We start from the raw sequence: 23,028 nt of genomic DNA, 5'->3' as shown, positions 1-23,028 counted from the left end.
CTGCAAAAAATCTACCCCTCAAGACAGCACTGCAGCGCAAGCAGGGCAAGGCTTTCATGCGTTAGCGCAAAACCGCGTGCATAAATATTTCCAAAAATGCATTGACTGCATATGCATTGATGCATAACCTTTGTCTCAAGCCGGTCAGACACCGGCAGTGGCAAAGGCAGCGATGAACAGGCCTGAACTGTTCAGAGGGTTGGCAACTGACCCGGGTGTGCAGCGTAAAGCACCGTAAGCAGTTATCCGGCGGGCAGGCGGCCGCGGTCGGAGGAAAAATTTGAGGCGGGATCGCACGGCGCACCAGCAGTGGCCGGCGGTCCGACAACGCATTACTGAAAAGCCTGGGCGACCGGGCTTTTTGGAATGCCGAGTGATCGGCTGTTCAACAAGGGAGCACGAGCATGACAAACGAGCAACAGACGTTGCTGGAAATGCCGATCTGGCTGGTGATCGTCCTGGCATTGCTGGGCGGTCTGTCTGGTGAGATGTGGCGCGCAGACAAGGAGGGCGCCCGCGGCTGGGGCCTGTTCAGGCGACTGCTGCTGCGCTCCGGGGCCTGCATGGTCTGCGGCGTATCGACCGTGATGCTGCTGTATGCCAGCGGGCTGTCGATCTGGAGCGCCGCAGCCTTTGGTTGCCTGACCGCCATGGCGGGCGCCGACGTGGCCATCGGGCTTTACGAGCGCTGGGCTGCGAAGCGGCTGGGTGTGGCACAGGGCGTGCCGCCCCTGGCATCGGATGCGCCACTGCAGCGCGACCTGCGTGAGCGCGACCAGGAGCAATGATCATCGCAACACTATCGAAAGCCGCTTGCAGCGGCTTTTTCATGTCCGGAGAAACCTATGTCTGATAACACCCGCTTGTACGAGAATGCCGGCAACGTCGGCCTAACCCTGGCCCAGGGGCCGCGCGACGCGGTGATCTACGGCTCTGCCACGTCGGTCAGGCTGAGCAGGAGTTTTGTTGCGATGGGCGGTTTTCGCTTTCGCGGCCAATACACACGGGGCATGGTTCCGACCTTCGCGATGGCTGACAAGGTCGCCAGCGTGGCGCCAGCCGGTCTCGGTGCCGAACGCAGCAACTGCAAAGAGAGCTGGTACGCCGCCTTTGCCTGTGCCAATGAAGGTGACGCCAGTGCCGTGGTGAAAACCATGCCGTTCCTGCGCGTGGGCAGTATCAGCGGCAACGTGATCACGCTGAACAAGGCCGGCGAGGGTACCCACGATATCGCTGAAAAAAGCTACGACTGGATGGCCGACAACAATCTTGCCGGTGTGCAGTGCCTGGTCATCAGTGAGGGCGGGCAGTGGTCCGGCCGGGTAGCGACCGTCGTCGCTAACACTGCAACCACCCTTACGCTCGACAACATAGGGGCGCTGTCCTTCGGCGCATTTTTGTTGCCCGCGCCCCCCGGGTTCGCACATTTCTGCTACCTGGCGTCGTTCTATCTGGACACCCATGAGGTGCGCAACATCTACGACACCGGCACCGAGGTGGTGTCCAGAGGCATTTACCTGCTACGACCCGAAACGCCCGGTGCAAGTCCAGGCCCTGTCGGCACCTTGATGGACTGCTCCGGGTATATCGCACCCTTGGCTACCGGCGTTCGAATGGACTCCAGGTGCGTCATGAGCACCTCTGCCACCGGTGACTACGCCGAGTACTTCTCGCCCGACAGCGGAAACCACGATGTACGTACCAACTACGACCTGAAGGACAACAGCGGCTCGCGCAGCTTCGTGTTCGGTGGCGTATCGCTGGCGTTCCTGTACCCGCAGACCTTCAACTTCAAGAATGCCGGCACGCTGGCAGCCAAGCGCTCCGAGGGCCGGATTGCGCCGACCGGCTGGTTCGAGCCGTAGTCGCCGCAGTGAACGCAACGCCTGCTGCAACCGCAGTGGGCGGCTTGCCGAAGAAGACACGAAAGGAGGGCTTGTGAACGAACTCAAGCTATTGAGCCAGGCCATTACCGCAACATTCCAGGCGGGTGTACCTGATTTCGCGACGGTTGAAGCGTTCAGCGCAGTCAACGAGCACACTCCGCAACCGGCACTGTGTCACACCATCACCGCTATGGAGGCAAGCGTTGACCCCGGCGATGGACGCTTGTGCATCCTGGCGCGTTTCGAGGCACGCATCCTGGTGGATGCACAGCAGCAACACGCCGCCCTGCAAGCCGCCACATTGGCGGCGAAATCAACGCTTGTGCTGCACAAGCAGTTCTGGGGCGTGGATTTCGTCGCGGCGACCCTCAAGGTGAAGGCGCAGACGGCCATACCTGCCGAAGTACCCGGCACCCTGGAATGGCGGGTGCAATGGCAGCAGCCCGTTTACCTTGGCGACCTGCAGTGGCCCTGGCCAGACCAGCCACCCGGTTCGCTGCTGTTCGCCTTCAGCCCCGACACAGGGCCCGCGCACAAGGACAGCTACCAGGCACCGGAGGACATGGCATGAGTTACGCCAGCTCCATGCATGACCGCATGCTGGCGGCGCTGGTCATTCCATGTCGGGTGGTCGGCATCGACCTGGCAGCAGCGCGGGTACGGGTCTCCGATGGCGCCGGCTGGACCAGCGCCTGGGTGCGCTGGCACAGCCACGCGGCAGGCAAGGCCCGCCACTGGCGTGCGCCGAGCCTGAACGAGCAGGGCGCACTGCTCAGCCCAAGCGGTGAGCCGGCGCAGGGTACCTTCGTACCGGGCCTGTACGGCAATGCCGGCGCGCCACCCGACAACCGCGAGCACGTCGAGGTATGGCGCTTCGATGACGGTGGCTCGCTGGTCTACGACTGGCAGGCCCGCAGCTACAGCATCGAGCTGCCCGGTGGCACCGTCAGCCTCAAGGTGGCCGGCAGCTCGCTGCTGGTCACCGACAACGCAATCACCCTGAACGCCGCCAACATTGCCCTGACCGGTGAGGTGAGCATCAACGGTGGCCTGCGTGTGACCGGTGACATTCTGGGGGCCGGCAAGATCATCGACACCGGCGGCAACACCGCCAATCACAAGCACTGAACCCCGCCCGCCGACGCGGGCTTTTTTATGCCTGGAGACAACATGGCTAGTGAATGCATTCAGGCCAGGGAGGTACCGCGATGATCGGCATGAGCCGCCACGGCGGGCAGACGCTGTCCGGCATCGGGCACCTGCGCCAGTCCATCGAAGACATCCTCACCACCCCGCTGGGCAGCCGGCGCATGCGCCCCGACTACGGCAGCAAGCTGCGCCGTTTCATCGACCTGCCAGTCAACGAGGGCTGGAAGAGTGCGGTGCAGGCCGAGGTCGCCCGCGCCCTGACCCGCTGGGAACCACGCCTGAAATTGCAGCGGGTGCGCGTGGTGGCGGTAGTGGGCGGGCAGATCAGCCTGCAACTGAGCGGGCAGTACCTGGGCGACAGCCAACTGCTGGAGATAACGGCATGAGCAACGTGGAACTGTCGGCGCTGCCCGCGCCGCAGGTGCTGGAAGACCTCGACTTCGAGGACATCTTCCAGGATGACCTGGCGGCCTTTCGGTCGCACATGGGCGAGAACTGGGACGCGCTGCTGGAAAGCGACCCGGTAACCAAACTGCTGGAGGTGGGCGCGTACCGCAAGCTGCTCAATCGGGCGCGGGTCAACGATGCCGCCAAGGCGCTGCTGCTTGCCTATGCCCAGGGCAGCGACCTGGACCAGCTGGCAGCCAACGTGCAGCTCAAGCGGCTGGTGGTACAGGCCGAAGACGCGAACAGTGTGCCACCGACCCTCGAAGTGCTTGAGGAAGACGATGCACTGCGCGAGCGGGTGCAACTGGTGTACGAGGGCCTGACCACCGCCGGCCCGCGCAACAGCTACATCCTGCATGCACGCAATGCCTCGGGGCAGGTGGCCGATGCCTCTGCAGAAAGCCCGTCACCGGCAGTGGTGGAGGTGACGGTGCTGAGCCTGGAGGAGAACGGCATCGCCAGTGCGCAGTTGCTGGCCGAAGTGGCCGCCTACCTCAACGACGACGATGTACGCCCGGTGGCGGACCGCCTGGAAGTGCGCAGTGCCGAGGTGATTCCTTATCGCATCGATGCCGTGCTCTACATGGCCGGGACGGGGCCGGAGAACGAAGCGACCCTGGCCGAGTGCCAGCGGCGCCTGCAGGCCTGGGTCAACCCCCGACGACGCTTGGGCGTGGAGGTCTCGCGCTCGGCCATCGATGCGCAACTGCACATCGCCGGTGTGAGCCGGGTGGAGCTGCGCAACTGGACCGACATCCGCCCGAGCAAGGCGCAGGCGGCCTGGTGCACCGGGTTCGAACTGACGCGGGGGGGCTGACATGCACAGCCTCCTGCCGCTCAACAGCACGCCGCTGGAACGGGCCGTCGAGGCGGCCTCCAACGAAGACCTCAAGGTCACCCTGCGCACCCTGTACAACCCCGATACCTGCCCGGCGAACCTGTTGTACCAGCTGGCCTGGGCCTGGTCGGTGGACCGTTGGGACGACACCTGGCCCGAGGCGATCAAGCGCTCGGTGATTCGCTCCTCGTTCTACGTGCATGCCCACAAGGGCACGATCGGCGCATTGCGCCGCGTGGTGGAGCCGTTTGGCTATTTGATCGAAGTGATCGAGTGGTTCAAGGCCACGCCCCCGGCGGTGCCCGGCACGTTCGCGCTGAAGATCGGCGTGTCCGAGGCGGGGATCAGCGAACAGACGTACCAGGAACTGACCTGGCTGATCGACGACGCCAGGCCCGTCAGCCGACACCTGAGTGGCCTGGTCATCAGCCTGGAAACCGCTGGGTCGCTTTACCTCGGCGCCGCGCTGCAAGACGGCGACGAACTTGACATCTACCCGCCTGCGCCGGCCGACCTCATGGTCATGGGGGCCATCGGGCGTGGTGGGCGAGAACACACCATTGACTATCTGGACATTTACTAATGGTTGATCAGAACTCCCAGTTCTACGCGATCCTGACCAAGGTGGGGGCCGCGAAACAGGCCAATGCGGATGCCCTGGGCATTCCTTGGAAAATCACACACATGGCCGTCGGTGACGCCAGTCCGGCGGGGCTGGACAACCCGCCGCTGCCAATGCCCGACGCGAGCTGGACCAGCCTGCTCAACGAGTGGCGGCGGGCGCCGCTGAACCAGCTCAAGGTCGACGAAAAGGACAGTGCGGTCATCGTCGCCGAGCAGGTGATCCCGGCCGAGATCGGCGGTCGCTGGATTCGCGAGGTGGGGCTGTACGACGCCGACGGCGACCTGGTGGCGGTGGCCAACTGTGCGCCTACCTACAAACCGCTGCTCAACCAGGGCTCGGGCCGCACTCAGGTGGTGCGCATGAACCTGGTGGTCAGCAGCGCCAGCAATGTGCAACTCAAGATCGATCCGGGTGTAGTGCTGGCGACCCGCGAGTTCGTGACCGAGGAACTGGCCAAGCGCGACTTCAAGCACTCGGTGCTGGCTGCGACCACGGCCGCGATCACCTTGAGCGGGTTGCAGACGATGGATGGTGTTGCGCTACAGGCGGGCGCGCGCGTGCTGGTGAAGAACCAGGTCGCTGCCAAGGACAACGGCCTGTATCTGGTTGCCAGTGGAGCGTGGACACGTTGCCCGGATGCGGACAGCAGCGCCAAGGTCACGCCCGGCCTGCTGGTGCTGGTGGAGCGGGGTACGGCCAACGGTGACAGCGCCTGGCAACTGACCACGGATGCACCCATTACCCTGGGCGTCACAGCGCTGGTCTTCGAAATGGCGTTTGGACGTACCGGTGTGGCTGCGGGGACCTACCGTAGCGTTACGATTGATGCTTGCGGCCGCGTCGTTGCGGCGACAAACCCGACGACGGTCGCAGGCTACGGCCTGACGGATGTCTATACCAAGGCCCAGATCGATCAGGCACTGGCCCTCAAAGCGCCGTTGGTAAGCCCGGAATTTACAGGCTTACCAAAGGCCCCGACAGCACCCGCTGGTACCAGCTCGACCCTGCTGGCAAGCACGGCTTTTGTCCAGGCCGCCTTGGCAGCGTTGGTTGGTTCTGCACCTGCAGGCTTGGACACATTGAACAAGCTGGCTGCGGCTCTTGGCAATGATCCTAACTTCGCCGCAACCATGAATAATGCGCTGGCCGGCAAGGTAAATGTCGCTGACAAGGCGACTCAACCAGTGGCCGAGGCGGGATCCGACAACACGAAATGGATGACATCACTTGGTGTTTTTCAGTCGGTCCTCAAGCAGCTGAATGCCATAGGTTTGGCGGCCAAGGTGGCTCCAAAGCTAACAACTTTTGAAGCAACGGTGCCCTCGGGCTTGTATCAGGCATATGCAAGTGGACACCCAAGCCCAACCCCCGGGGGCCCGCCATCCTCGTTCAACACGCTGATTGGAGTACTGGCGATTACGCCGCGTGCAGACGCGACTTACTACTTGGCTTTCGAGCATGGATTGAGTTCGCCTTCTCGGAGGATCTGGATAGGTCAGTACTCAATCGTGGGTGGTGTGAGTAGCTTGTACTGGTCGACTTTACTCGCCAGTGACCACGTTGCTACTAAAGAGCAGGTGGACACCGGATTAGCCGATGATGTGCTCGTTACACCCAAAAAACTGCGCTGGGGGCTCACGGCCAGTTTCACTACCAACGGCTACCTGGTTTTCCCTTCCTGGCTTGGTGGGTTCACTGTGCAGTGGGGCGTGCTGTCAGGTAACGCGGGAGTGCGTGACCTCAACTTCCCTCTTGAATTTCCGAGCAGTGTCCTGCAGTTGATGCTCACCGGACAAGCCAGCCAGGCGACCGTCGGCGAGTACAACGACCAGTGGGTGAACTCACTGTCGAAGTCGGGTGCAGTGATCTATGCAGAGGCCGCTCAATCCATACGTTGGCTCGCCCTAGGACGATAAATATGCAGCGCTACTACAGTCTCTCCACCGCTACTACCTATCTGGAGGGCATTCACCTGGAAATGCCACCGGATGCCCGCCCTATCACCGAAGCGCTTTTTCTTGACGTGATCGCCAATCCTGATCCGAGCAAGGTACGCTCCCACGACCCCGATGGGCTGCCCATTCTGATTGAGCCCCCGCCGGTGGTACTGACTTTGGAAGAACATTCGGCCCGCGAGCGCGCAGGCCGTGATTCGCAAATAGGTGCTACGGAATGGTTAGTCACTCGCCATAGAGATGAGCTTGACATGCAGTTGACTACCAGCTTGTCAGCCGAGCAGTTCGCCGAGCTGCTGCAGTACCGCCAGGCCCTGCGCGACTGGCCCCAGTCTGAGCTGTTCCCAGTATCTGAGCACCGGCCGGTACCGCTGCTCTGGTTGGAAAGCATGACCCCCTGAAGCCCCGCACTGTCGGGGCTTTTTCATTCTTCAAGACCCTCCAGCAGATAATCACAAGGCATCGCAGATGTTGAAAGAATGCAGATGCGGCAGGTGCAAACGACTGCTTGCCCGTATGGGCGAGTTCACAGAACTCCAGATCAAATGTTCCCGCTGCGGAACGTTGAATCATATGAAGGCCACGAGCCTCGAACCATCGCCTGTGAGCGACATGAACGCGGAATGTTCCGCTACCCAGCATTCGACTCGATAGGTAAAAAATCATGGAACCAGTAAAAGTAGGCAAGCATTTCTTCAACGCTCACCCGACCACGGTGACTCAAGTCTTCAGCCCGGAAGAAAACAAGGAAGGCGTCTATCTGCGCACCGCCACCATTTGCACCGGCGGCGGCATCATCAACCTGTACAGCGGTCCCAAGGCACCTGCTCGTCTGGGTGACATGACGGTGCACGCCATCATGGGCGGAGTAGCCAGTAGCAACAACTGGCAGTACACCCAACCCTACCCACTGCTTATCCCTGCTGGCTACGGGCTGTGGACCGTCTCGAACAACTCTGTCGCCGCGATCTCGCTGACCTGGGACTTCCTCGCCTGATTTTGGCCACCGCACCTGTACCTGCAACGGGCGGTTCGCCCCGATAGTTGCCGATCCAACCTTACAAGGCCCTGCATTGCAGGGCCTTTTTCATACCCGGAGTTTACCCATGAGTGGTTTCTTTCACGGCGTCACCGTCACCAACGTCGACACCGGCGCCCGCACCATCGCGTTGCCGTCGTCCTCGATCATCGGCCTGGTGGACACCTTCACCGAAGGCCCGACCGCCAGCGCCAAGTTCAACGACCTGGTGCTGATCACCAGCGAGCGTGAAGCCATCGCCGCCTTCGGCGCCGACGCGGCCATCACCCGTGCCTGCCAGGCCATCTACCAGCGCGCCAAGGCGGTCATCGTCGCCTGCGGCGTGGCCAAGGTGGCCGACGCCGCCGAGCAGACCTCGGCCATCATCGGCAGCGTGCTGGCCGACGGCAAGCGTACCGGCCTGCAAGCGCTGCTCGACGGCAAGAGCCGTTTCAACGCCCAGCCGCGCCTGCTGGTCACTCCAAAGCACAGCGCAACTCAAGCCGTCGCCACCGCCCTGGTGGCCCTGGCCGACAAGCTGCGCGGCCTGGCCATCATCGACGGCCCGGCCACCACCGACGAGGCCGCCCTGGCCTACGCCGAAAACTTCGGTGCCAAGCGCGCCTTCCTGGTCGACCCGGGCGTGCAGTACTGGGACACCACCACCAGCGCCACCGTCGATGCAGCGGCCTCGGCCTGGGTCGCTGGCCTGTTCGCCTGGACCGACAACGAGTACGGCTTCTGGGCCTCGCCCTCGAACAAGGAGTTCGTCGGCATCACCGGCACCACCCGCCCCATCGAGTTCCTCGATGGCGACGAGACCTGCCGCGCCAACCTGCTCAACAACGCCAACATCACCACCATCATCCGCGATGACGGCTATCGCCTGTGGGGCAACCGCACCCTGAGCAGCGACCCGAAGTGGGCCTTCGTCACCCGCGTGCGCACCATGGACATCGTGATGGACGCGATTCTCTACGGGCACAAATGGGCAGTCGACCGCTCGATCACCGCCACCTACGTCAAGGACGTGACCGAAGGCCTGCAGGCGTTCATGCGCGACCTCAAGGCCCAGGGCGCGATCATCAACTTCGAAGTGTTCGCCGACCCGGAACTCAACAGTGCCAGCCAGCTGGAGCAGGGCAAGGTGTACTGGAACATCCGCTTCACCGACGTACCACCGGCCGAAAACCCCAACTTCCGCGTCGAGGTCACCAACCAGTGGCTGACCGAAGTTCTCGATAACGCAGCTTAAGGAGCACTAGCAATGGCAATGATTCCCGAAACCCTGGCGAACCTGAACCTGTTCGTCGATGGCACCAGCTTCCAGGGCGATGTCACCAGCCTGACCCTGCCCAAGCTCACCCTGAAAATGGAAGAGCACCGGGTGGGCGGCATGGACATGCCCATCGAGATGGACATGGGCATGGAGAAGCAGGAAGCCGGCTTCACCACTACCGGTGTGCGCCGTGAGTCGCTGAAGTTCTTCGGCCTGGCCGATGGTTCTGCGTTCAACGGCACCTTCCGCGGTGCCTTCAAGGGCCTCAAGGGCGCTGTCACCCCGGTGATCGTGACCCTGCGCGGCGCGCTCAAGGAAGTCGACATGGGCGATTGGAAGGCCGGTGACAAGGCCGAGGTCAAGCACACCGTCGCCGTCACCTACTACAAGCTGGAAGTCGGCGGACGCCTGATCTACGAGATCGACCCCATCGGCATGAAGCGCGTGATCGACGGCGTCGACCAGCTCGCGGCACAACGTTCGGCCCTGGGCCTGTAAGGACTTCTCATGACCCAAGCAAAGATCCCCAGCTGGATGAAGCTGAGCGCCGACGGCGTGGTGGTGGCGCTGACCCGGCCGAGCGAAGCCAATGGCATCAAGGTCGACAGCCTGTCGTTGCGCTCGCCTACGGTACGCGACATTCGTGCGGCTCAGTCGGCCGGCAGCGGCGACGACGAGCAGCGTGAGCTGAACCTGTTCGCCTCCCTCGCCGAGGTGGGCATCAAAGACCTGGAGGGCCTCGCGCTCAAGGACTATGGCCGCCTGCAGGCGGGCTATTTTCGCCTGGTGCAAGACGACGAGCTTTGACCCCTCCCTTCAGAAGGTGGCCGCCAGGCGGCTTGCCCGTGAGCTGAATTTTTCTGCCACCGAGATCATGACCATGTCGTTCAACGACATGGTCTGGTGGCTCACGGAGTGAGCCGGTTTTGCACGCACAGGGGGACCGTATGGCAAACGCGTTAGCGTTGAAACTGGTTATCGGCGCCTCGGTCAGTTCGACGATCGGCGCATCATTCAAGCTGCTTGAGGCGCGGATCCGGCAACTCAGGCAATTGAGCAGCGAAGGCAAGGGCGACCTGTACCCGCTCGGGCACGAGACGCTGGGCAACGGGATGCTCGACAGCGCTCCTGGTGACCCGCCAGGCGCGAGAACTCAAGCAAAGACCGGGGGCGTCGTACAGGCTGCTGAAACACAGGGCTCCCGGCACAGGCTGACATTGTTGAAGAGCATCGACGGGCACTTGCAGGTGATCAGTTTCCAGGTCGCCGATGTTGCGCGCCGGCTTTCGCAATCGAAGCCCGCCAGGGTATTCGTAAACATCAGATCGCAAGCGGCACCGCAGGCACCCGCAGGGGCAGCTGCGGCTGCTTCACTGGAGACTGCAGCGCCTGCATCTCTGCCAACCGATGGGACACCTGCGGCGGGTCGGGTATCCGACCCGCTCAGCAGGAGGATGGCGGGGAGCGATGATACCGGGCCCCCGGCAAAGGGGCCGCAGCCCATAGGTATCATCGCTGTTGCCAGTGATTTCAGGGCAGGGCCACGGAAGGCTGGCGTGCTGGGTGGCGACGCTCCCAAAGGCGCAAGGGCGCCGCAACGCGTGTTTGTCGTCAATGCCCAGGACTTTTGCTGCGGCGCGATAACTTCGAGAAGGGGTAGAGGGGGAAGAAAGAACAGCCCCTCCAGGCGCCGACCTTCATCTGCTCCGGTTGGACGCTGGGAAAGCATCAAAGGTTACCTCGGCAAGGCTGTTCCGGCGATCAAGGCCGCTCGAGCGCCCGCAGCCGTCGAGGCCATCTACAAGTTCGGCAAGACCTTCCTCACTGCAGAAACCACCGAGCAGAAGGCCGAGGGATATGGTGGGGCAGTGGGCGGTTTTGGTGGCGCACTGGCCGGGGCTGCGCTGGGCGCTTTCGTTCCTGTCATCGGTCCTGCGATCGGTTCGGTGATCGGGGGAATTGTGTTCAGCGAGTGGGGCTCCTCGTTAGCCAAGAAGTGGTTTGCAGACGACGATGCTGCCAAGCCTCCTGCTGGCGAACCCACTCACTTGTCCAAGTCGTTGGGCGATGTCGCTCGTTCGATGAATCCCGGCGCTGGCGAGCCGATGACAATTCTGTCGTTGCCGCCTGCGCCACCTTCGATCAGCCCTGCGCCGCAGCCGATTGCCCAACAGATCACCTTCGCCCCGAACATGCCCATCACCGTGCAGGGCAGTGTCACCGACCCGGCCCAGTTGGCGATGAACATCGAACCGATCATTCGACGTCAGTTCCTCGAACTGACCCGTCAGGCTTCGATGCGGCAACTGGCCGACCCCACATTTGTATAAGGAGCTGCCATGACCTACATGGACCAGTTGCACTCGGCCCTGCGGGCGCTGATCGCAGCGGGGGAGGCGGGCCGGCGCAGTGCCGACGAAATGCTGGAGCCCATGACCGGCGCCATCAGCGATATCGCCGAAGCCGCTGCCGCGCTCGAGGACATCCCCTACGTCGGGCCGCTGATCGGCGCCAGGCTGCAACGCACGATGCGCGCCATCAACCGGGCGCAGCAGGGCGTCGACAAGGTGCTGGGCCGTTATAGCCGCGCCGTGGCCAAGGTTGCGCTGGTGCAGGAGCGCATCGTCATCTTCGAGCAGAAGGCGGCCAAGGCTGCCGCAGCCATCAACAAGGTGGCGGGTCGCATCAGCCCGTCGCTGGGCACGTTGCTGCCCACCGGCAGTTTCGCGCCGTCGGTCACGCCGGCAGCCGAGGTGGTCAAGCCGTTCCCGCACCTGCTCATTCTGCAGTCGTTGCAGGCGCAGGCGCAGCCTTACTACTTCAACCTCGACACCGCGACCTTCGATGAACTGCGTCGCCAGAGCGGCTTTCGCTGGGCGGGCCAGGAGCGCCTGAGCCGCCACCCGGCGCAGCAGGCGGTGGGGCTGGGCGAAGAGCGCATCACCCTCAAGGGCACGATCTTTCCCGGTGCCAAAAGCGGGCTCGGCCAGTTGCAGGCGCTGCGCAGCATCGGTCGGCAATTGCAGCCACTGAGCCTGACCACCGGCTACGGCGAGGTACTGGGCAACTGGTGCCTGACCAGCATCGAGGAGGACCAGAGCAGCCTGGTGGCTGGCGGCATTCCTCGCAAACAAGGCTTTTCATTGGAGTTCGTGAGCTATGGCGACGATCTGCAGAACCTCTGACGGCGATCTGCTCGACAGCCTCTGCCAGCACTACTACGGGCACCTCAACGGCAGCGTCGAAGCGGTACTCGATGCCAACCAGGGCCTGGCCGACCAGGCGCAGCCGTTTGGTGCCGGGGTGCTCATCAGGCTGCCCGCATTGACGCCCGCCCGCCAGGCCCTGCTGCAGTTGTGGGACTGAGCTGGCGCGCCCCCCCTGCCTGCCAGCGCTGCGTGCGCGGGCAGGCCCTTCTGGAGCAGCAACCATGCAACCTGTGTTTCGCATCGTGGCCGATGGCAAGGACATCACCGCGCTGATCAATGATCGCCTGCTGTCGCTGCGTACCACCGACAAGCCGGGCATGGACTCGGACGAGTTCGAATTGCGTATCGACGATCGCGACGGCGAGGTGGCATTGCCGGCACGCGGTGCCTTCATCGAGGTGCATCTGGGCTACGCCGGCCAGGCATTGACCCGCCTGGGGCGCTACGCCGTGGATGAGGTGGAGCTGTCCGGGCCGCCCGACAGCATCGTGATCCGAGGCAAGGCCAGCGACATGCGCGGCAGCGGCAAGACCACCCGCAGCGGCAGCTGGGAGAACGTCACCCTGCAGCAGATCGTGCGCGACATCGCCGCGCGCAATGGCTGGCAGCCAGCGTGCCCGGTGACGCTGCGCATACCGCGCATCGACCAGTTCAACGAGTCGGACTTCAACTTCATCACCCGCCTGGGGCGCCTGTTCGACTGCACCGCCAAGGTAGCGAACGGCGCGCTGCTGGTGATGCCGCGCCAGGCCGGCAAGAGCGCCAGCGGCAAGGCCCTTGGCAACGTCATGATCAGCCGTGGCGATGTGCGCAGCTGGCAGTTTCGCATGACCGACAAAGGCACCCACAAGGCCGTGCAAACGCGTCATCTGGACAGCAAGACCGGCCAGCAGAGCGTGGTCGACCTGCCCAACGACGACGCGCCCGACGGCCTGTCGCCTGTGCACACCGACCGCCACCTGTACCCCAACCGTAGCGCTGCCGAGCAGGCCGCCAAGGCCCGCCTGGCGGCGCTCAACCGCAGCACCGCCAGCCTGCGCCTGGAAATGCCGGGCCGCACCGACCTGTTCGTCGAACGCACCCTCGATGCCCAGGGCTTCAAGCCCGGCCTCGATGGCGAGTACCTGATCGAGTCGATCGAGCAGGTGTTCAGCGCGTCCGGGTGGAGCACCACGGTCGAGTGCAATGGCGGCAAGCAAGGCAAGGCCAGGGCCAAGGGCGGGCAGGGTAATGCCGGTCGTTCGCTCAAGGCCGGACAGGCCTGAACCCCTATGCATTTTGGAGAATGATGATGGTCATCACTCAGCAGAACTTGATGCAGATTCTTCCCGGTGCCGGCGCCAATGCCGGCATTTTTGCACCCGCCCTGAACACCGCCATGGCCCGTTGGGAAATCGACAACCCCCGACGCATTGCCGCCTTCCTCGCGCAGATCGGCCACGAGTCGGGCCACCTGCGTTACGTGAAGGAGCTGGGCAGCGATCGCTACCTGTCCCGTTACGACACCGGCGCCCTGGCCCTGCGCCTGGGCAACACGCCGGAGGCGGACGGCGACGGTCAGCGGTACTGCGGCAGGGGGCTGATCCAGGTTACAGGGCGCAACAACTACCGCGCCTGCAGCATGGCGCTGTTTGGCGACGAGCGTCTGCTGGAGTTGCCGCAGTTGCTCGAGCAACCGCGTTGGGCCGCCGAGTCGGCTGCCTGGTTCTGGCACTCGCGCGGGCTTAACGCGCTGGCCGACCGCGGTGAGTTCAACCGCATCACGCGGCATATCAACGGTGGCCTCAATGGCCTGGAGGATCGCCTCAAACTCTGGGCCCGCGCCCGCGAGGTGCTGTGTTGAACCGCTTGCACGCTGGCGTGCTGCTGAGCCTGGTGCTGCTGGCCTGCGCATTGACCTGGCAGGTCCAGGGCTGGCGCCTGGGCCGCCAGCTGGCGCAGCAGCAACAGGCCTGGGCATTCGAACGCCAGCAACTGGCCGAGCGTGCTGCCGCCGAGCTGCAGGGCGAACGCCAGCAACGCCATGTGCTGGAGCGCCAGCTGGACTTGAACGACAATACCCATTATCAGGAGCTTCTCGATGCACAACAGGCTCAGGCACGCTTGCGTGATCGGCTGGCTACTGCTGATCTGCGGTTGTCGGTCCTTCTCGACCGCGACGCCACTCCCGACCTGCCTGCCGCCCCCGGCGCCGGCGGCCTGGATCATGGCGCCCCACGCGCCCGACTTGACCCGGCGCATGCTCGACGAATTATCGCCATCACCGATGCCGGTGACGCCGGACTGATCGCCCTGCGCGCCTGCCAGGGTTACATACGCGCGCTCACACCTTGAGTGTTCAGCCACGCCGATAGCTGGTGTAGGGTAGGCGCCAGACCTTCAAGGAGCCCGCCATGGACCCGATCACCGCACTTTCTGCCCGGCTGGGGGAACACCTGCGCCGTTACAATGCCCAAGTCACCACGGCCGAGTCCTGCACCGGCGGTGGTATCGCCGAGGCCATCACACGTATTCCTGGCAGTTCGGCCTGGTTCGAAGCGGGCTACGTGACCTACTCCAACGCCCAGAAGACTCGCCAGCTGGGGGTAGACCAGGCACTGTTCCCGCAGGTCGGTGCGGTCAGCCAGGAAGTGGTCGAAGCCATGGTGCGCGGCGCCCAGGCTGCCAGCGGGGCACGCTTTGCCGTGGCGGTCAGCGGTGTGGCAGGGCCCGATGGCGGCTCGCCGGCCAAACCGGTGGGCACTGTATGGCTGGCCTGGGGCGACGGTGCGCATGTGGCCAGCGAGCGCCGGCACTTCGATGGCGACCGCGATGCGGTGCGCCGACAAACGGTAATCGCCGCCCTAGAGGGCTTGTTACAGCTTGGCGCAGAGTAAATCGCAAATCGGGGGTAGGCGGAAAGAAAACCCTGTGGAATAATACTGGCTACTTATACAGGTGTTGTGGCCGTCAGGCCCTATCGATGATTACGTGAGGACTTCAATGGACGACAACAAGAAGCGTGCCTTGGCTGCGGCCCTGGGTCAGATCGAACGTCAATTCGGTAAAGGCGCGGTCATGCGCATGGGCGATCACGATCGCCAGGCGATTCCGGCAATCTCGACCGGCTCGCTGGGTCTGGACATTGCTCTGGGCATCGGCGGCCTGCCAAAGGGCCGTATCGTCGAAATCTACGGTCCTGAGTCGTCGGGTAAGACCACGCTGACCCTGTCGGTGATCGCCCAGGCACAAAAAGCCGGCGCCACCTGCGCATTCGTCGACGCCGAGCACGCCCTCGACCCCGAGTACGCCGGCAAGCTGGGCGTCAATGTCGACGACCTGCTGGTCTCGCAGCCGGACACCGGTGAGCAGGCCCTGGAAATCACCGACATGCTGGTGCGCTCCAACGCTGTCGACGTGATCATCGTCGACTCCGTGGCGGCCCTGGTACCCAAGGCCGAGATCGAAGGCGAAATGGGCGACATGCACGTGGGCCTGCAGGCTCGCCTGATGTCCCAGGCACTGCGCAAGATTACCGGCAACATCAAGAACGCCAACTGCCTGGTGATCTTCATCAACCAGATCCGCATGAAAATCGGCGTGATGTTCGGCAGCCCGGAAACCACCACAGGTGGTAACGCGCTGAAGTTCTACGCTTCGGTACGTCTGGACATCCGCCGTACCGGCGCGGTGAAGGAAGGCGACGAAGTGGTCGGCAGCGAAACCCGCGTCAAAATCGTCAAGAACAAGGTGGCGCCGCCGTTCCGCCAGGCCGAGTTCCAGATTCTGTATGGCAAGGGCATCTACCGCAACGGTGAGATCATCGACCTGGGCGTGCTGCACGGCTTCCTCGAAAAAGCCGGTGCCTGGTACAGCTACCAGGGCAGCAAGATCGGTCAGGGTAAAGCCAACTCCGCCAAGTTCCTGGCAGAGAACCCGGAAATCGCCGCGACCCTCGAGAAGCAGATCCGTGACAAGCTGCTGACCGGTGGTGTTGAAGCTGCAGCTGCGGCTGCTGGTAAAACGGCTGCTGCAGAACCTGAAGATGATCTGGTCGACGCTGACGCCGACGCCAACTTCTGATTTGCAGATAGACCATGTCCGTCGTACTCGATACCCCCGTCGCCGTAAGGCGGACAGCTATGGACCTGCTCGCGCGACGCGAGCATGGTCGTGTCGAGCTGACGCGCAAGTTGCGTCAGCGCGGCGCTGAGCTCGAATTGATCGACCAGGAACTCGACCGTCTGACGGAAGAGGGTCTGCTCAGCGAAGCGCGCTATCTCGAAAGTTTCATCAGTTACCGCTCCCGTTCGGGCTATGGCCCTGCGCGTATCCGTGAAGAGCTCAGTCAGCGCGGTTTGCAGCGTAGTGATATCGAACAGGCCTTGCGTGAGTGCGGCATCGACTGGCAAAGCCTGCTGATCGATGTATGGCAACGCAAGTTTTCCGGGCAACTGCCCTCCGATCCGCGCAGTCGCGCACAGCAAACCCGTTTTCTGGTCTACCGTGGTTTTTCCATGGAGATGGTCGGTCGTGTGCTGAGTGGTCGCAGCCTGGACGATTGAGCGATGGCCGACCCCGAAAAGGGGTAGGCCAGGCATGTTCACGGTGTGGCTGTTCAGGTGACCTTGAGGGGTTCACGTGCCCGTTGCGGGGCTTCATTGTGCTGAGGCTTTGCCCAGTTTTCCGAGCGGTTGATGAAGTCCACCAGCTCGCGCAGGCGGCCCTGATCGCGTCCATTGAAGGCAAAAGCCAGGCGTGACAAGTGGCTGAACTGTGCCTCGTCATGCTCCTCGCCTGCATAGGCGTGCTGATGGAAGTCGCCACTCAGGCGCAGGTCGGCGAAGGACTGCTGGATGTCGAGCAGGGCCGCTTCGCTGAGCGGGTGGTGTGTGCGAATCACGAACTGGTTCTTCAGCCAGCGGCTGGAGTGGTAGTTGCTGTAGAACTGGTTGATTTCCGCTACCGCATCGTCGGCGTTGTTCACCAGGCGCACCAGCTTCAGGTCGTTCGGCAGGATGTAGCGATTGCCTTCGAGCTGGCGGGTAATGAAGTCCAGTGCATCCTGCCAGAAGGTCCCCCCCGGTGAGTCGAGCAGTACCACCGGCACCAGCGGACTCTTGCCGGTCTGGATCAGTGTCAGCACTTCCAGGGCCTCGTCCAGGGTGCCGAAACCGCCCGGACACAGTACCAGCGCGTCAGCTTCCTTGACGAAGAACAGCTTGCGAATGAAAAAGAAGTGGAACGGCAGCAACTTGTCCGTTCCATCCACCGTGGCATTGGCGTGCTGCTCGAAGGGCAGGGTGATGTTGAAGCCCAGGCAGTTGTCCACGCCTGCGCCTTCGTGAGCCGCAGCCATGATGCCGCCCCCGGCACCAGTGATCACCATCAGGTCCGAGCGCGCCAGGGTCGCACCCAGCTCGCGGGCCAGGGCATACATGGGGTGTTCGACCGGGGTGCGTGCCGAGCCGAACACGGTGACCTTGCGTCGCCCCTTGTACTGGTGCAGCACACGGAAGGCGTGGTCGAGTTCACGCAGTGCCTGCAGGGTGATCTTGGCGCTCCAGCGGTCGCTGTCATCGTGCGCCATGCGCAACACGGTCAGCATCATGTCCCGATACAGTGGCAGGTTGGGGCTGTTGGGGGCGACCAGGTTGAGCTGTTGTTCGAGGTGGGTCAGGTCGATTGCATTGTTCTTGAAATGGTTGGCTAGCAATTCGTTGGTCTGGTACGGCATTCAACTTCTCCTTTTGCAGCAAAACCTTCGGCCTGGCCGCACATCGGTCAGGCCCCTCTGCTTGTCCGCAAAGTGAAAGGTCCTGGCTATAAATCTAGACCTTGTCGCAGGGTTATGCCGGTGTCGATCATGGGCTCGCGAGGACGCGGCAGGCAATGGGCTGTACATGATGTTCAGGTGGGAGCCGGGCGGACAAGCCGGGCCCGAACTGCGCAGTACAGGCCAACAACCGGGGCCTGAAGTGACAAGGCCTGTAGTGACCGTGCGTAGAGTGCGCGTCACATTCAGGCCTTGATCGCTGAGCTGCGCGCCGATGGCGAGCAGCGGCGCAACAGAGAACGCTGGTTACTTCTTCTTCTGCCCGGAAACGCAACTGGCCTTGTTGAACGACTGGTCGATCACCGGGCGGTTGGTCTTGTACTCGGTGAAACGGTAGGTCAGCACGGCACCGCGGTCCATCAACTGGCGAAAGCCGGTGTTACGGCACACGCTGTCTCCCAGTTGGCCGCGCATGACTTCCGGGTTTTGCTGCATTTTTTGTGCATGGCCGGCGCGAACGCTGAGGTGGTTGATCAACTGGTTGCCTTCGACAGTGTAGCCCTGATCGAGGATGTCTTCGTTGATTGCCCGAGGGGTACCCACGCTGCTTTCCTTGGCGACTTCTTGAAGCTTCTGGTTCAGGGCGTACTCTTGCTTGGAGACGGCATGCGCGCCCAACGGCAGGGCAAGCAACAGGCTCAAGGATGGGGCAATGAAACGCAGCATGAATCTCTCCTGGTTCGATAACTGGCGATTTGACCGGTCATTGCGCGCAGTGTTCCGTCACAGGCGCGATGGCAGTACTGGCAGGTCTGTACAGGCTGGAGATTATAAGGGAGTAGCGCGCAACGCTGCACGGCAAATACGGCCAGTGGAGGCGGGCTCTGGTAAACTGCCGGGGTTTTAGTCTCGCTGAGCCTGCGTCGTGCCCTGCCTTTATTGCCATCCCCATTGCCACCGTTGCGCCCTGTCATGAGCCATGCCGTCTCGCGCCTGCGCGCCGAGCGCCTGGCGCGCAGTGTCAAACCCTTCGTCGCGCGCGGCTCGCGTGCGCCACGCTGTCCCGGCTGCCGGGTAATCCCCGAATACTGTCTGTGTGCCTGGCGCCCGCGGGTGCAGGCGCACTCGGGCATTTGCCTGCTCATGCATGACACCGAACCACTCAAGCCTACGAACACGGGCTGGCTGATTGCCGACGTGATCGGTGACACCACGGCGTTTGCCTGGGAACGCAAGGCGGTGGATGCACAGTTGCAAGCGTTGCTCGATGATCCACAGTGGCAGCCCTACATCGTTTTCCCGGGTGAATTCGTGGCGCCGGAGCGAGTGGTCAGCAGCGTCGCCCCAGCGTCGGGCAAGCGCCCGCTGTTCATTCTGCTGGATGCCACGTGGCCCGAAGCCCGCAAGATGTTTCGCAAAAGCCCGTACCTGGAACGGTTCCCGGTGCTCAACCTGCAGCCTGAACAGATCTCGCGCTACACATTGCGCCGCTCGCGGCGCGACGACCATTTCTGTACCGCTGAAGTGGCAGCCATGTGTCTGGAGCTGGCCGATGACCAGCAGGCCTCGCAGGCACTGGATGCCTATCTGGACGTATTCAGCACCCATTATCTGGGTGCCAAGAACAGGCTTGTGCTGGATGAAGACGATGCCGTGCACCAAAAACTGCGGCCCTTCCTATAGTTCAAGGGGCAAGTACGCCACTTTGCTTCATAATGTGTGCACTGGCGCCATGGGCTACGAGACAACCACCGGGCTTTGAACTTGACCACCCGGTCCGGGCTGGGCATCCTTGGCGCCGATTCGGGCACGACGAAGGCTTGAATGCTGTTTTCCTGGCCCCGACGTGCCTTTTTGGCTTCCGGCACTGCCGCCCGATGCCCTTGAGCTGCCCCGCCAGGCGCCCCCACGCTGGCTGCGCCTGCACAGAACAGGATCATTAGATCGATGGCCACATACGAAATCCTGATTGCCGATGACCACCCGCTGTTTCGCAGTGCGCTGCGCCAGGCCGTTACCCTGGGCCTTGGTCCGGACGTTCGACTGGTTGAGGTGGCAAGCATCGCCGAACTGGAAACCCGCCTGGCCGAGAAAAACGACTGGGACCTGGTGCTGCTGGACCTGAACATGCCCGGTGCCTATGGTTTCTCGGGTCTGGTGCTGCTGCGCGGTCAGTATCCGCAAATCCCGGTGGTGATGGTCTCGGCCCAGGAAGAGGCGGCCGTGGTGGTAAAGTCCCGAGAATTCGGTGCCAGTGGCTTTATCCCAAAATCCAGCCCGCTGGAGCAGATTCAGGATGCGGTCAAGAAAGTGCTCGATGGCGATGTCTGGTGGCCGCCGCAAGCCTTCGAGAAGATCGATGTGTCCGCTGAAGCCAAGGCCGCCAGCGAGGGCCTGGCCAGCCTTACCCCACAGCAATTCCGCGTGTTGACCATGGTGTGCGAAGGCCTGCTGAACAAGCAGATTGCCTATGAGCTGAGTGTGTCGGAGGCCACCATCAAGGCCCACGTCACCGCGATCTTCCGCAAGCTGGGCGTGCGTACGCGCACCCAGGCCGCGTTGTTGCTGCAACAATTGGAATCGGTTTCAACGAGTTAAGGCCACTGGCCTTCACGCTTTTTTGACTCGGCGTGCACTAGCCTGCATCGCTCCTCATTGGGTTCAAGTGGCTTTCTATGTCGCCTTTCAAGGGCCAGACCGGCCTTAAACGAGTGTTCAACGCCGCCGGCTATTCGTTCGACGGCCTGCGCGCCGCCTTTACCGGCGAAGCGGCGTTTCGTCAGTTGGTGCTGCTCAACGTGGTGCTGATCCCGGTCGCCTTCTGGCTGGATGTAAGCCGTGCCGAGCGCGCGATCCTGATCGCGGTGTGCCTGCTGGGGCTGATCGTCGAGCTGCTCAACTCTGCCGTGGAAGCCGCGATCGATCGTATTTCCCTGGACCGCCACCCGTTGTCCAAGAACGCCAAGGACATGGGCAGTGCTGCCCAGTTCGTGGCGTTGAGCATCGTGGCGGTGGTGTGGGCGGTGATTCTGCTCTAGGCAATGTGCGGCAGCACGATTTCGTCGCTGCGTCGTACCCCGGCAGTAAAGTTGCGGCACAACTCCAGAAACTCGCGCATCGCCGAGGTCTGGTACTTCTGCTTGTGCCAGATGAAGTAGAACTGCCGCGCCAGGTCCAGGTCGGGGGTTTCCACCGCCACCAGGCTGCCGCGACGAAACGCATCGCGCAGCGCCAGACGTGAAATGCAGCCGATCCCGAGCCCTGATTCCACCGCGCGCTTGATCGCTTCGGTATGTTCCAGCTCCAGGCGGATGTTGAGTGTCGAGCGATGGTGGCGCATCGCCTGGTCAAAGGTCAGGCGCGTGCCTGAACCCTGCTCGCGCAGAATCCAGGCTTCATGGGTCAGTTCCTCAAGGCTGGCACGACCCTTGAGTGCCAAGGGGTGCTGCGGCGCGCAGAACACCACCAGTTCGTCCTCGACCCAGGGCTGAACCTCCAGGTCGGGGTGGTTGCAATCGCCTTCTATAAGACCCAGATCAATTTCATAGTGCGCGACCTGATGCACGATATGGGCGGTGTTCTGTACATGCAGCTTGACCTGGCTTTCCGGGTGAACCTGCATGAAGCTGCCGATCAGCAAGGTGGCCAGGTAGTTGCCGATGGTCAGTGTGGCGCCCACTGCCAGAGAGCCGAAGCCGGACTTGCCGTTGAGCAGATCCTCGATTTCCTTGGCCTGGTCGAGCAGGGCCACGGCCTGGGGCAGCAACTGGTGCCCCAGTGCATTGAGGCTCAGGCGCTTGCCGGCACGATCGAACAGCTGACAGCTGGATTGCCGTTCAAGCTCGGTGATGGAGGTGCTCGCAGCCGACTGCGACAGCGCCAGTATCCCGGCCGCACGGGAGACGCTCTGGTGTTGCGCGACGGCCACGAAGACCTGAAGTTGACGCAGTGTAAATCGCATATCTATATAACCGATAAGACATATCTTGATAATTCATTTAACAGATATTGTCGCTCGCACTAAACTATCGCGCAATCGCGCTCACGGTCAGCGCTGCGTTATTTTTCAGGAGCCCCCGTACATGAGCAACATGAACCACGAACGTGTCCTCAGTGTTCATCACTGGAACGACACCCTGTTCAGCTTCAAGTGCACCCGCGACCCGGGCCTGCGCTTCGAGAACGGTCAGTTCGTGATGATCGGCCTGCAACAGCCTAACGGCCGCCCGCTCATGCGCGCCTATTCGATCGCCAGCCCTAACTGGGAAGAGCATCTGGAGTTCTTCAGCATCAAGGTGCCGGACGGCCCGCTGACCTCGCAGTTGCAGCACCTGAAGGAAGGCGACGAGATCATCATCAGCAAGAAGCCTACCGGCACCCTGGTGCTGGATGACCTGAACCCGGGCAAGCACCTGTACCTGCTGAGCACCGGCACTGGCCTGGCACCGTTCATGAGCGTCATCCAGGACCCGGAAACCTACGAGCGCTTCGAGAAAGTGATCCTGGTCCACGGTGTGCGCTACGTCAACGAAGTGGCCTATCGCGAGTTCATCACCGAGCACCTGCCGCAGAACGAGTTCTTCGGTGAGGCGCTGCGTGAAAAACTGATCTACTACCCCACCGTCACCCGCGAGCCGTTCGAGAATCAGGGTCGCCTGACTGACCTGATGCGCAGCGGCAAACTGTTCAGCGACATCGGCCTGCCGCCGATCAACCCGCAGGACGATCGTGCGATGATCTGCGGTAGCCCGAGCATGCTGGATGAAACCAGCGAAGTCCTGAACAGCTTCGGCCTGAAAGTCTCCGCGCGCATGCGCGAGCCAGGTGACTATCTGATCGAGCGTGCGTTCGTCGAGAAGTAAGCAGG

30 protein-coding genes are annotated in these 23,028 nt (G+C 62.6%); 27 read left to right on the top strand and 3 right to left on the bottom strand.

Translation table 11 applies throughout. From position 1 onward, the window contains the following. The first annotated feature begins 404 nt into the window (after window positions 1–404). From QMX96_RS00855 to recX, 23 genes are all read left to right on the top strand, one after another. Complete coding sequence (locus QMX96_RS00855; RefSeq protein WP_100633082.1) at window positions 405–788, top strand: phage holin family protein; 384 nt, start codon at window positions 405–407, stop codon at window positions 786–788. Between the two features lie 57 nt (window positions 789–845). Then, window positions 846–1,865, top strand: a complete 1,020-nt coding sequence (locus QMX96_RS00850; RefSeq protein ID WP_148071543.1) for a hypothetical protein — start codon at window positions 846–848, stop codon at window positions 1,863–1,865. 73 nt (window positions 1,866–1,938) lie between these two features. Beyond that, window positions 1,939–2,457: a hypothetical protein gene (locus QMX96_RS00845; protein ID WP_282360562.1), complete on the top strand. Its 519-nt coding sequence runs from the start codon at window positions 1,939–1,941 to the stop codon at window positions 2,455–2,457. Further along, entirely contained in the window at window positions 2,454–3,014 is a 561-nt protein-coding gene (locus QMX96_RS00840) for a phage baseplate assembly protein V (RefSeq protein WP_043864286.1), read from the top strand. Before QMX96_RS00845 ends, QMX96_RS00840 begins: the two co-directional genes overlap by 4 nt. A gap of 80 nt (window positions 3,015–3,094) precedes the next feature. Then, window positions 3,095–3,421 (top strand): GPW/gp25 family protein, encoded by a 327-nt coding sequence (locus tag QMX96_RS00835; RefSeq protein WP_282360560.1) that lies wholly within the window; start codon window positions 3,095–3,097, stop codon window positions 3,419–3,421. Further along, window positions 3,418–4,299: a baseplate J/gp47 family protein gene (locus tag QMX96_RS00830; RefSeq protein ID WP_104572111.1), complete on the top strand. Its 882-nt coding sequence runs from the start codon at window positions 3,418–3,420 to the stop codon at window positions 4,297–4,299. The genes QMX96_RS00835 and QMX96_RS00830 overlap by 4 nt, the downstream gene beginning before the upstream one ends. 1 nt (window position 4,300) lies before the next feature. Further along, entirely contained in the window at window positions 4,301–4,903 is a 603-nt protein-coding gene (locus QMX96_RS00825) for a phage tail protein I (RefSeq protein WP_058541496.1), read from the top strand. Next, window positions 4,903–6,861 carry a phage tail protein gene (locus tag QMX96_RS00820; RefSeq protein WP_058541497.1) on the top strand — a complete coding sequence of 653 codons (1,959 nt, stop codon included), beginning with the start codon at window positions 4,903–4,905 and terminating at the stop codon, window positions 6,859–6,861. The genes QMX96_RS00825 and QMX96_RS00820 overlap by 1 nt, the downstream gene beginning before the upstream one ends. A 2-nt stretch (window positions 6,862–6,863) precedes the next feature. Continuing rightward, the gene (locus tag QMX96_RS00815) at window positions 6,864–7,301 is read left to right on the top strand and encodes a phage tail assembly chaperone (RefSeq protein ID WP_282360553.1); all 438 of its coding nucleotides are present in this window, start codon (window positions 6,864–6,866) and stop codon (window positions 7,299–7,301) included. Between the two features lie 67 nt (window positions 7,302–7,368). Beyond that, window positions 7,369–7,554, top strand: coding sequence for a Com family DNA-binding transcriptional regulator (locus QMX96_RS00810; RefSeq protein WP_104572112.1), 186 nt, complete (start codon window positions 7,369–7,371; stop codon window positions 7,552–7,554). 10 nt (window positions 7,555–7,564) lie between these two features. After that, window positions 7,565–7,897 carry a hypothetical protein gene (locus QMX96_RS00805; RefSeq protein ID WP_088514470.1) on the top strand — a complete coding sequence of 111 codons (333 nt, stop codon included), beginning with the start codon at window positions 7,565–7,567 and terminating at the stop codon, window positions 7,895–7,897. A 109-nt stretch (window positions 7,898–8,006) separates the two neighbouring features. Beyond that, window positions 8,007–9,173 carry a phage tail sheath family protein gene (locus QMX96_RS00800; RefSeq protein ID WP_043864279.1) on the top strand — a complete coding sequence of 389 codons (1,167 nt, stop codon included), beginning with the start codon at window positions 8,007–8,009 and terminating at the stop codon, window positions 9,171–9,173. A gap of 12 nt (window positions 9,174–9,185) precedes the next feature. Further along, the gene (locus tag QMX96_RS00795) at window positions 9,186–9,695 is read left to right on the top strand and encodes a phage major tail tube protein (RefSeq protein ID WP_043864278.1); all 510 of its coding nucleotides are present in this window, start codon (window positions 9,186–9,188) and stop codon (window positions 9,693–9,695) included. A 9-nt stretch (window positions 9,696–9,704) separates the two neighbouring features. After that, window positions 9,705–10,004 carry a phage tail assembly protein gene (locus QMX96_RS00790; protein WP_043864277.1) on the top strand — a complete coding sequence of 100 codons (300 nt, stop codon included), beginning with the start codon at window positions 9,705–9,707 and terminating at the stop codon, window positions 10,002–10,004. 140 nt (window positions 10,005–10,144) lie between these two features. Beyond that, a complete protein-coding gene (locus QMX96_RS00785; RefSeq protein WP_282360546.1) occupies window positions 10,145–11,527 on the top strand; it encodes a hypothetical protein in 1,383 nt (460 codons plus the stop codon). A 9-nt stretch (window positions 11,528–11,536) separates the two neighbouring features. Next, window positions 11,537–12,382, top strand: a complete 846-nt coding sequence (locus tag QMX96_RS00780) for a phage tail protein (protein WP_054914985.1) — start codon at window positions 11,537–11,539, stop codon at window positions 12,380–12,382. After that, complete coding sequence (locus tag QMX96_RS00775; protein ID WP_058541500.1) at window positions 12,357–12,563, top strand: tail protein X; 207 nt, start codon at window positions 12,357–12,359, stop codon at window positions 12,561–12,563. Before QMX96_RS00780 ends, QMX96_RS00775 begins: the two co-directional genes overlap by 26 nt. Window positions 12,564–12,627: 64 nt before the next feature. Next, complete coding sequence (locus QMX96_RS00770; RefSeq protein ID WP_275730966.1) at window positions 12,628–13,671, top strand: contractile injection system protein, VgrG/Pvc8 family; 1,044 nt, start codon at window positions 12,628–12,630, stop codon at window positions 13,669–13,671. 26 nt (window positions 13,672–13,697) lie between these two features. After that, entirely contained in the window at window positions 13,698–14,249 is a 552-nt protein-coding gene (locus QMX96_RS00765; protein ID WP_104572115.1) for a glycoside hydrolase family 19 protein, read from the top strand. Beyond that, entirely contained in the window at window positions 14,246–14,740 is a 495-nt protein-coding gene (locus tag QMX96_RS00760; protein WP_282360529.1) for a lysis system i-spanin subunit Rz, read from the top strand. The genes QMX96_RS00765 and QMX96_RS00760 overlap by 4 nt, the downstream gene beginning before the upstream one ends. A gap of 59 nt (window positions 14,741–14,799) precedes the next feature. Continuing rightward, the gene (locus QMX96_RS00755) at window positions 14,800–15,282 is read left to right on the top strand and encodes a nicotinamide-nucleotide amidohydrolase family protein (protein WP_054914980.1); all 483 of its coding nucleotides are present in this window, start codon (window positions 14,800–14,802) and stop codon (window positions 15,280–15,282) included. Between the two features lie 106 nt (window positions 15,283–15,388). Continuing rightward, complete coding sequence (gene recA / locus QMX96_RS00750) at window positions 15,389–16,468, top strand: recombinase RecA (RefSeq protein ID WP_282360523.1); 1,080 nt, start codon at window positions 15,389–15,391, stop codon at window positions 16,466–16,468. 14 nt (window positions 16,469–16,482) lie between these two features. Next, window positions 16,483–16,950 (top strand): recombination regulator RecX, encoded by a 468-nt coding sequence (gene recX, locus QMX96_RS00745; RefSeq protein WP_043864268.1) that lies wholly within the window; start codon window positions 16,483–16,485, stop codon window positions 16,948–16,950. Between the two features lie 53 nt (window positions 16,951–17,003). Here the strand turns inward: recX and QMX96_RS00740 are convergent, their stop codons facing one another. After that, window positions 17,004–18,122: an LOG family protein gene (locus tag QMX96_RS00740; RefSeq protein WP_043864267.1), complete on the bottom strand. Its 1,119-nt coding sequence runs from the start codon at window positions 18,120–18,122 to the stop codon at window positions 17,004–17,006. Between the two features lie 345 nt (window positions 18,123–18,467). Then, on the bottom strand, window positions 18,468–18,887 hold the full coding sequence (locus tag QMX96_RS00735) for a quorum-sensing-regulated virulence factor family protein (RefSeq protein ID WP_043864266.1): 420 nt from the start codon (window positions 18,885–18,887) through the stop codon (window positions 18,468–18,470). A gap of 246 nt (window positions 18,888–19,133) precedes the next feature. Here QMX96_RS00735 and QMX96_RS00730 point away from each other — a divergent pair, with 246 nt between their 5' ends. The 3 genes from QMX96_RS00730 to QMX96_RS00720 all read left to right on the top strand — a co-directional run bounded on the left by QMX96_RS00730 (window position 19,134) and on the right by QMX96_RS00720 (window position 21,199). Further along, window positions 19,134–19,844, top strand: a complete 711-nt coding sequence (locus QMX96_RS00730) for a tRNA-uridine aminocarboxypropyltransferase (RefSeq protein WP_043864265.1) — start codon at window positions 19,134–19,136, stop codon at window positions 19,842–19,844. Between the two features lie 264 nt (window positions 19,845–20,108). Next, window positions 20,109–20,759 carry a response regulator transcription factor ErdR gene (gene erdR / locus QMX96_RS00725; protein ID WP_043864264.1) on the top strand — a complete coding sequence of 217 codons (651 nt, stop codon included), beginning with the start codon at window positions 20,109–20,111 and terminating at the stop codon, window positions 20,757–20,759. Between the two features lie 77 nt (window positions 20,760–20,836). Next, on the top strand, window positions 20,837–21,199 hold the full coding sequence (locus QMX96_RS00720; RefSeq protein ID WP_054914977.1) for a diacylglycerol kinase: 363 nt from the start codon (window positions 20,837–20,839) through the stop codon (window positions 21,197–21,199). Here QMX96_RS00720 and QMX96_RS00715 read toward each other — a convergent pair. Next, window positions 21,196–22,122, bottom strand: a complete 927-nt coding sequence (locus QMX96_RS00715) for a LysR family transcriptional regulator (RefSeq protein ID WP_043864262.1) — start codon at window positions 22,120–22,122, stop codon at window positions 21,196–21,198. The two genes, QMX96_RS00720 and QMX96_RS00715, sit on opposite strands and share 4 nt — an antisense overlap. Before the next feature lie 121 nt (window positions 22,123–22,243). On the opposite strand from QMX96_RS00715, the gene fpr reads away from it, so the two are divergent. Next, complete coding sequence (fpr, locus tag QMX96_RS00710) at window positions 22,244–23,023, top strand: ferredoxin-NADP reductase (RefSeq protein WP_043864261.1); 780 nt, start codon at window positions 22,244–22,246, stop codon at window positions 23,021–23,023. Window positions 23,024–23,028 lie beyond the last annotated feature (5 nt).

This window comes from Pseudomonas sp. PS01300 (assembly GCF_029960155.1).
Lineage (GTDB): Bacteria > Pseudomonadota > Gammaproteobacteria > Pseudomonadales > Pseudomonadaceae > Aquipseudomonas > Aquipseudomonas palmensis.
This window is presented reverse-complemented; position numbering and strand designations above follow the sequence as displayed.

What these genes read in the sequence shown, in the direction of transcription:
- QMX96_RS00855 (WP_100633082.1), top strand. Translation starts at nt 405, where the DNA reads ATGACAAACGAGCAACAGACGTTGCTGGAAATGCCGATCTGGCTGGTG.
- QMX96_RS00850 (WP_148071543.1), top strand. Translation starts at nt 846, where the DNA reads ATGTCTGATAACACCCGCTTGTACGAGAATGCCGGCAACGTCGGCCTA.
- QMX96_RS00840 (WP_043864286.1), top strand. Translation starts at nt 2,454, where the DNA reads ATGAGTTACGCCAGCTCCATGCATGACCGCATGCTGGCGGCGCTGGTC.
- QMX96_RS00835 (WP_282360560.1), top strand. Translation starts at nt 3,095, where the DNA reads ATGATCGGCATGAGCCGCCACGGCGGGCAGACGCTGTCCGGCATCGGG.
- QMX96_RS00830 (WP_104572111.1), top strand. Translation starts at nt 3,418, where the DNA reads ATGAGCAACGTGGAACTGTCGGCGCTGCCCGCGCCGCAGGTGCTGGAA.
- QMX96_RS00825 (WP_058541496.1), top strand. Translation starts at nt 4,301, where the DNA reads ATGCACAGCCTCCTGCCGCTCAACAGCACGCCGCTGGAACGGGCCGTC.
- QMX96_RS00820 (WP_058541497.1), top strand. Translation starts at nt 4,903, where the DNA reads ATGGTTGATCAGAACTCCCAGTTCTACGCGATCCTGACCAAGGTGGGG.
- QMX96_RS00815 (WP_282360553.1), top strand. Translation starts at nt 6,864, where the DNA reads ATGCAGCGCTACTACAGTCTCTCCACCGCTACTACCTATCTGGAGGGC.
- QMX96_RS00810 (WP_104572112.1), top strand. Translation starts at nt 7,369, where the DNA reads ATGTTGAAAGAATGCAGATGCGGCAGGTGCAAACGACTGCTTGCCCGT.
- QMX96_RS00805 (WP_088514470.1), top strand. Translation starts at nt 7,565, where the DNA reads ATGGAACCAGTAAAAGTAGGCAAGCATTTCTTCAACGCTCACCCGACC.
- QMX96_RS00800 (WP_043864279.1), top strand. Translation starts at nt 8,007, where the DNA reads ATGAGTGGTTTCTTTCACGGCGTCACCGTCACCAACGTCGACACCGGC.
- QMX96_RS00795 (WP_043864278.1), top strand. Translation starts at nt 9,186, where the DNA reads ATGGCAATGATTCCCGAAACCCTGGCGAACCTGAACCTGTTCGTCGAT.
- QMX96_RS00790 (WP_043864277.1), top strand. Translation starts at nt 9,705, where the DNA reads ATGACCCAAGCAAAGATCCCCAGCTGGATGAAGCTGAGCGCCGACGGC.
- QMX96_RS00785 (WP_282360546.1), top strand. Translation starts at nt 10,145, where the DNA reads ATGGCAAACGCGTTAGCGTTGAAACTGGTTATCGGCGCCTCGGTCAGT.
- QMX96_RS00780 (WP_054914985.1), top strand. Translation starts at nt 11,537, where the DNA reads ATGACCTACATGGACCAGTTGCACTCGGCCCTGCGGGCGCTGATCGCA.
- QMX96_RS00775 (WP_058541500.1), top strand. Translation starts at nt 12,357, where the DNA reads ATGGCGACGATCTGCAGAACCTCTGACGGCGATCTGCTCGACAGCCTC.
- QMX96_RS00770 (WP_275730966.1), top strand. Translation starts at nt 12,628, where the DNA reads ATGCAACCTGTGTTTCGCATCGTGGCCGATGGCAAGGACATCACCGCG.
- QMX96_RS00765 (WP_104572115.1), top strand. Translation starts at nt 13,698, where the DNA reads ATGGTCATCACTCAGCAGAACTTGATGCAGATTCTTCCCGGTGCCGGC.
- QMX96_RS00755 (WP_054914980.1), top strand. Translation starts at nt 14,800, where the DNA reads ATGGACCCGATCACCGCACTTTCTGCCCGGCTGGGGGAACACCTGCGC.
- recA (WP_282360523.1), top strand. Translation starts at nt 15,389, where the DNA reads ATGGACGACAACAAGAAGCGTGCCTTGGCTGCGGCCCTGGGTCAGATC.
- recX (WP_043864268.1), top strand. Translation starts at nt 16,483, where the DNA reads ATGTCCGTCGTACTCGATACCCCCGTCGCCGTAAGGCGGACAGCTATG.
- QMX96_RS00740 (WP_043864267.1), bottom strand. Translation starts at nt 18,122, where the DNA reads ATGCCGTACCAGACCAACGAATTGCTAGCCAACCATTTCAAGAACAAT.
- QMX96_RS00735 (WP_043864266.1), bottom strand. Translation starts at nt 18,887, where the DNA reads ATGCTGCGTTTCATTGCCCCATCCTTGAGCCTGTTGCTTGCCCTGCCG.
- QMX96_RS00730 (WP_043864265.1), top strand. Translation starts at nt 19,134, where the DNA reads ATGAGCCATGCCGTCTCGCGCCTGCGCGCCGAGCGCCTGGCGCGCAGT.
- erdR (WP_043864264.1), top strand. Translation starts at nt 20,109, where the DNA reads ATGGCCACATACGAAATCCTGATTGCCGATGACCACCCGCTGTTTCGC.
- QMX96_RS00720 (WP_054914977.1), top strand. Translation starts at nt 20,837, where the DNA reads ATGTCGCCTTTCAAGGGCCAGACCGGCCTTAAACGAGTGTTCAACGCC.
- QMX96_RS00715 (WP_043864262.1), bottom strand. Translation starts at nt 22,122, where the DNA reads ATGCGATTTACACTGCGTCAACTTCAGGTCTTCGTGGCCGTCGCGCAA.
- fpr (WP_043864261.1), top strand. Translation starts at nt 22,244, where the DNA reads ATGAGCAACATGAACCACGAACGTGTCCTCAGTGTTCATCACTGGAAC.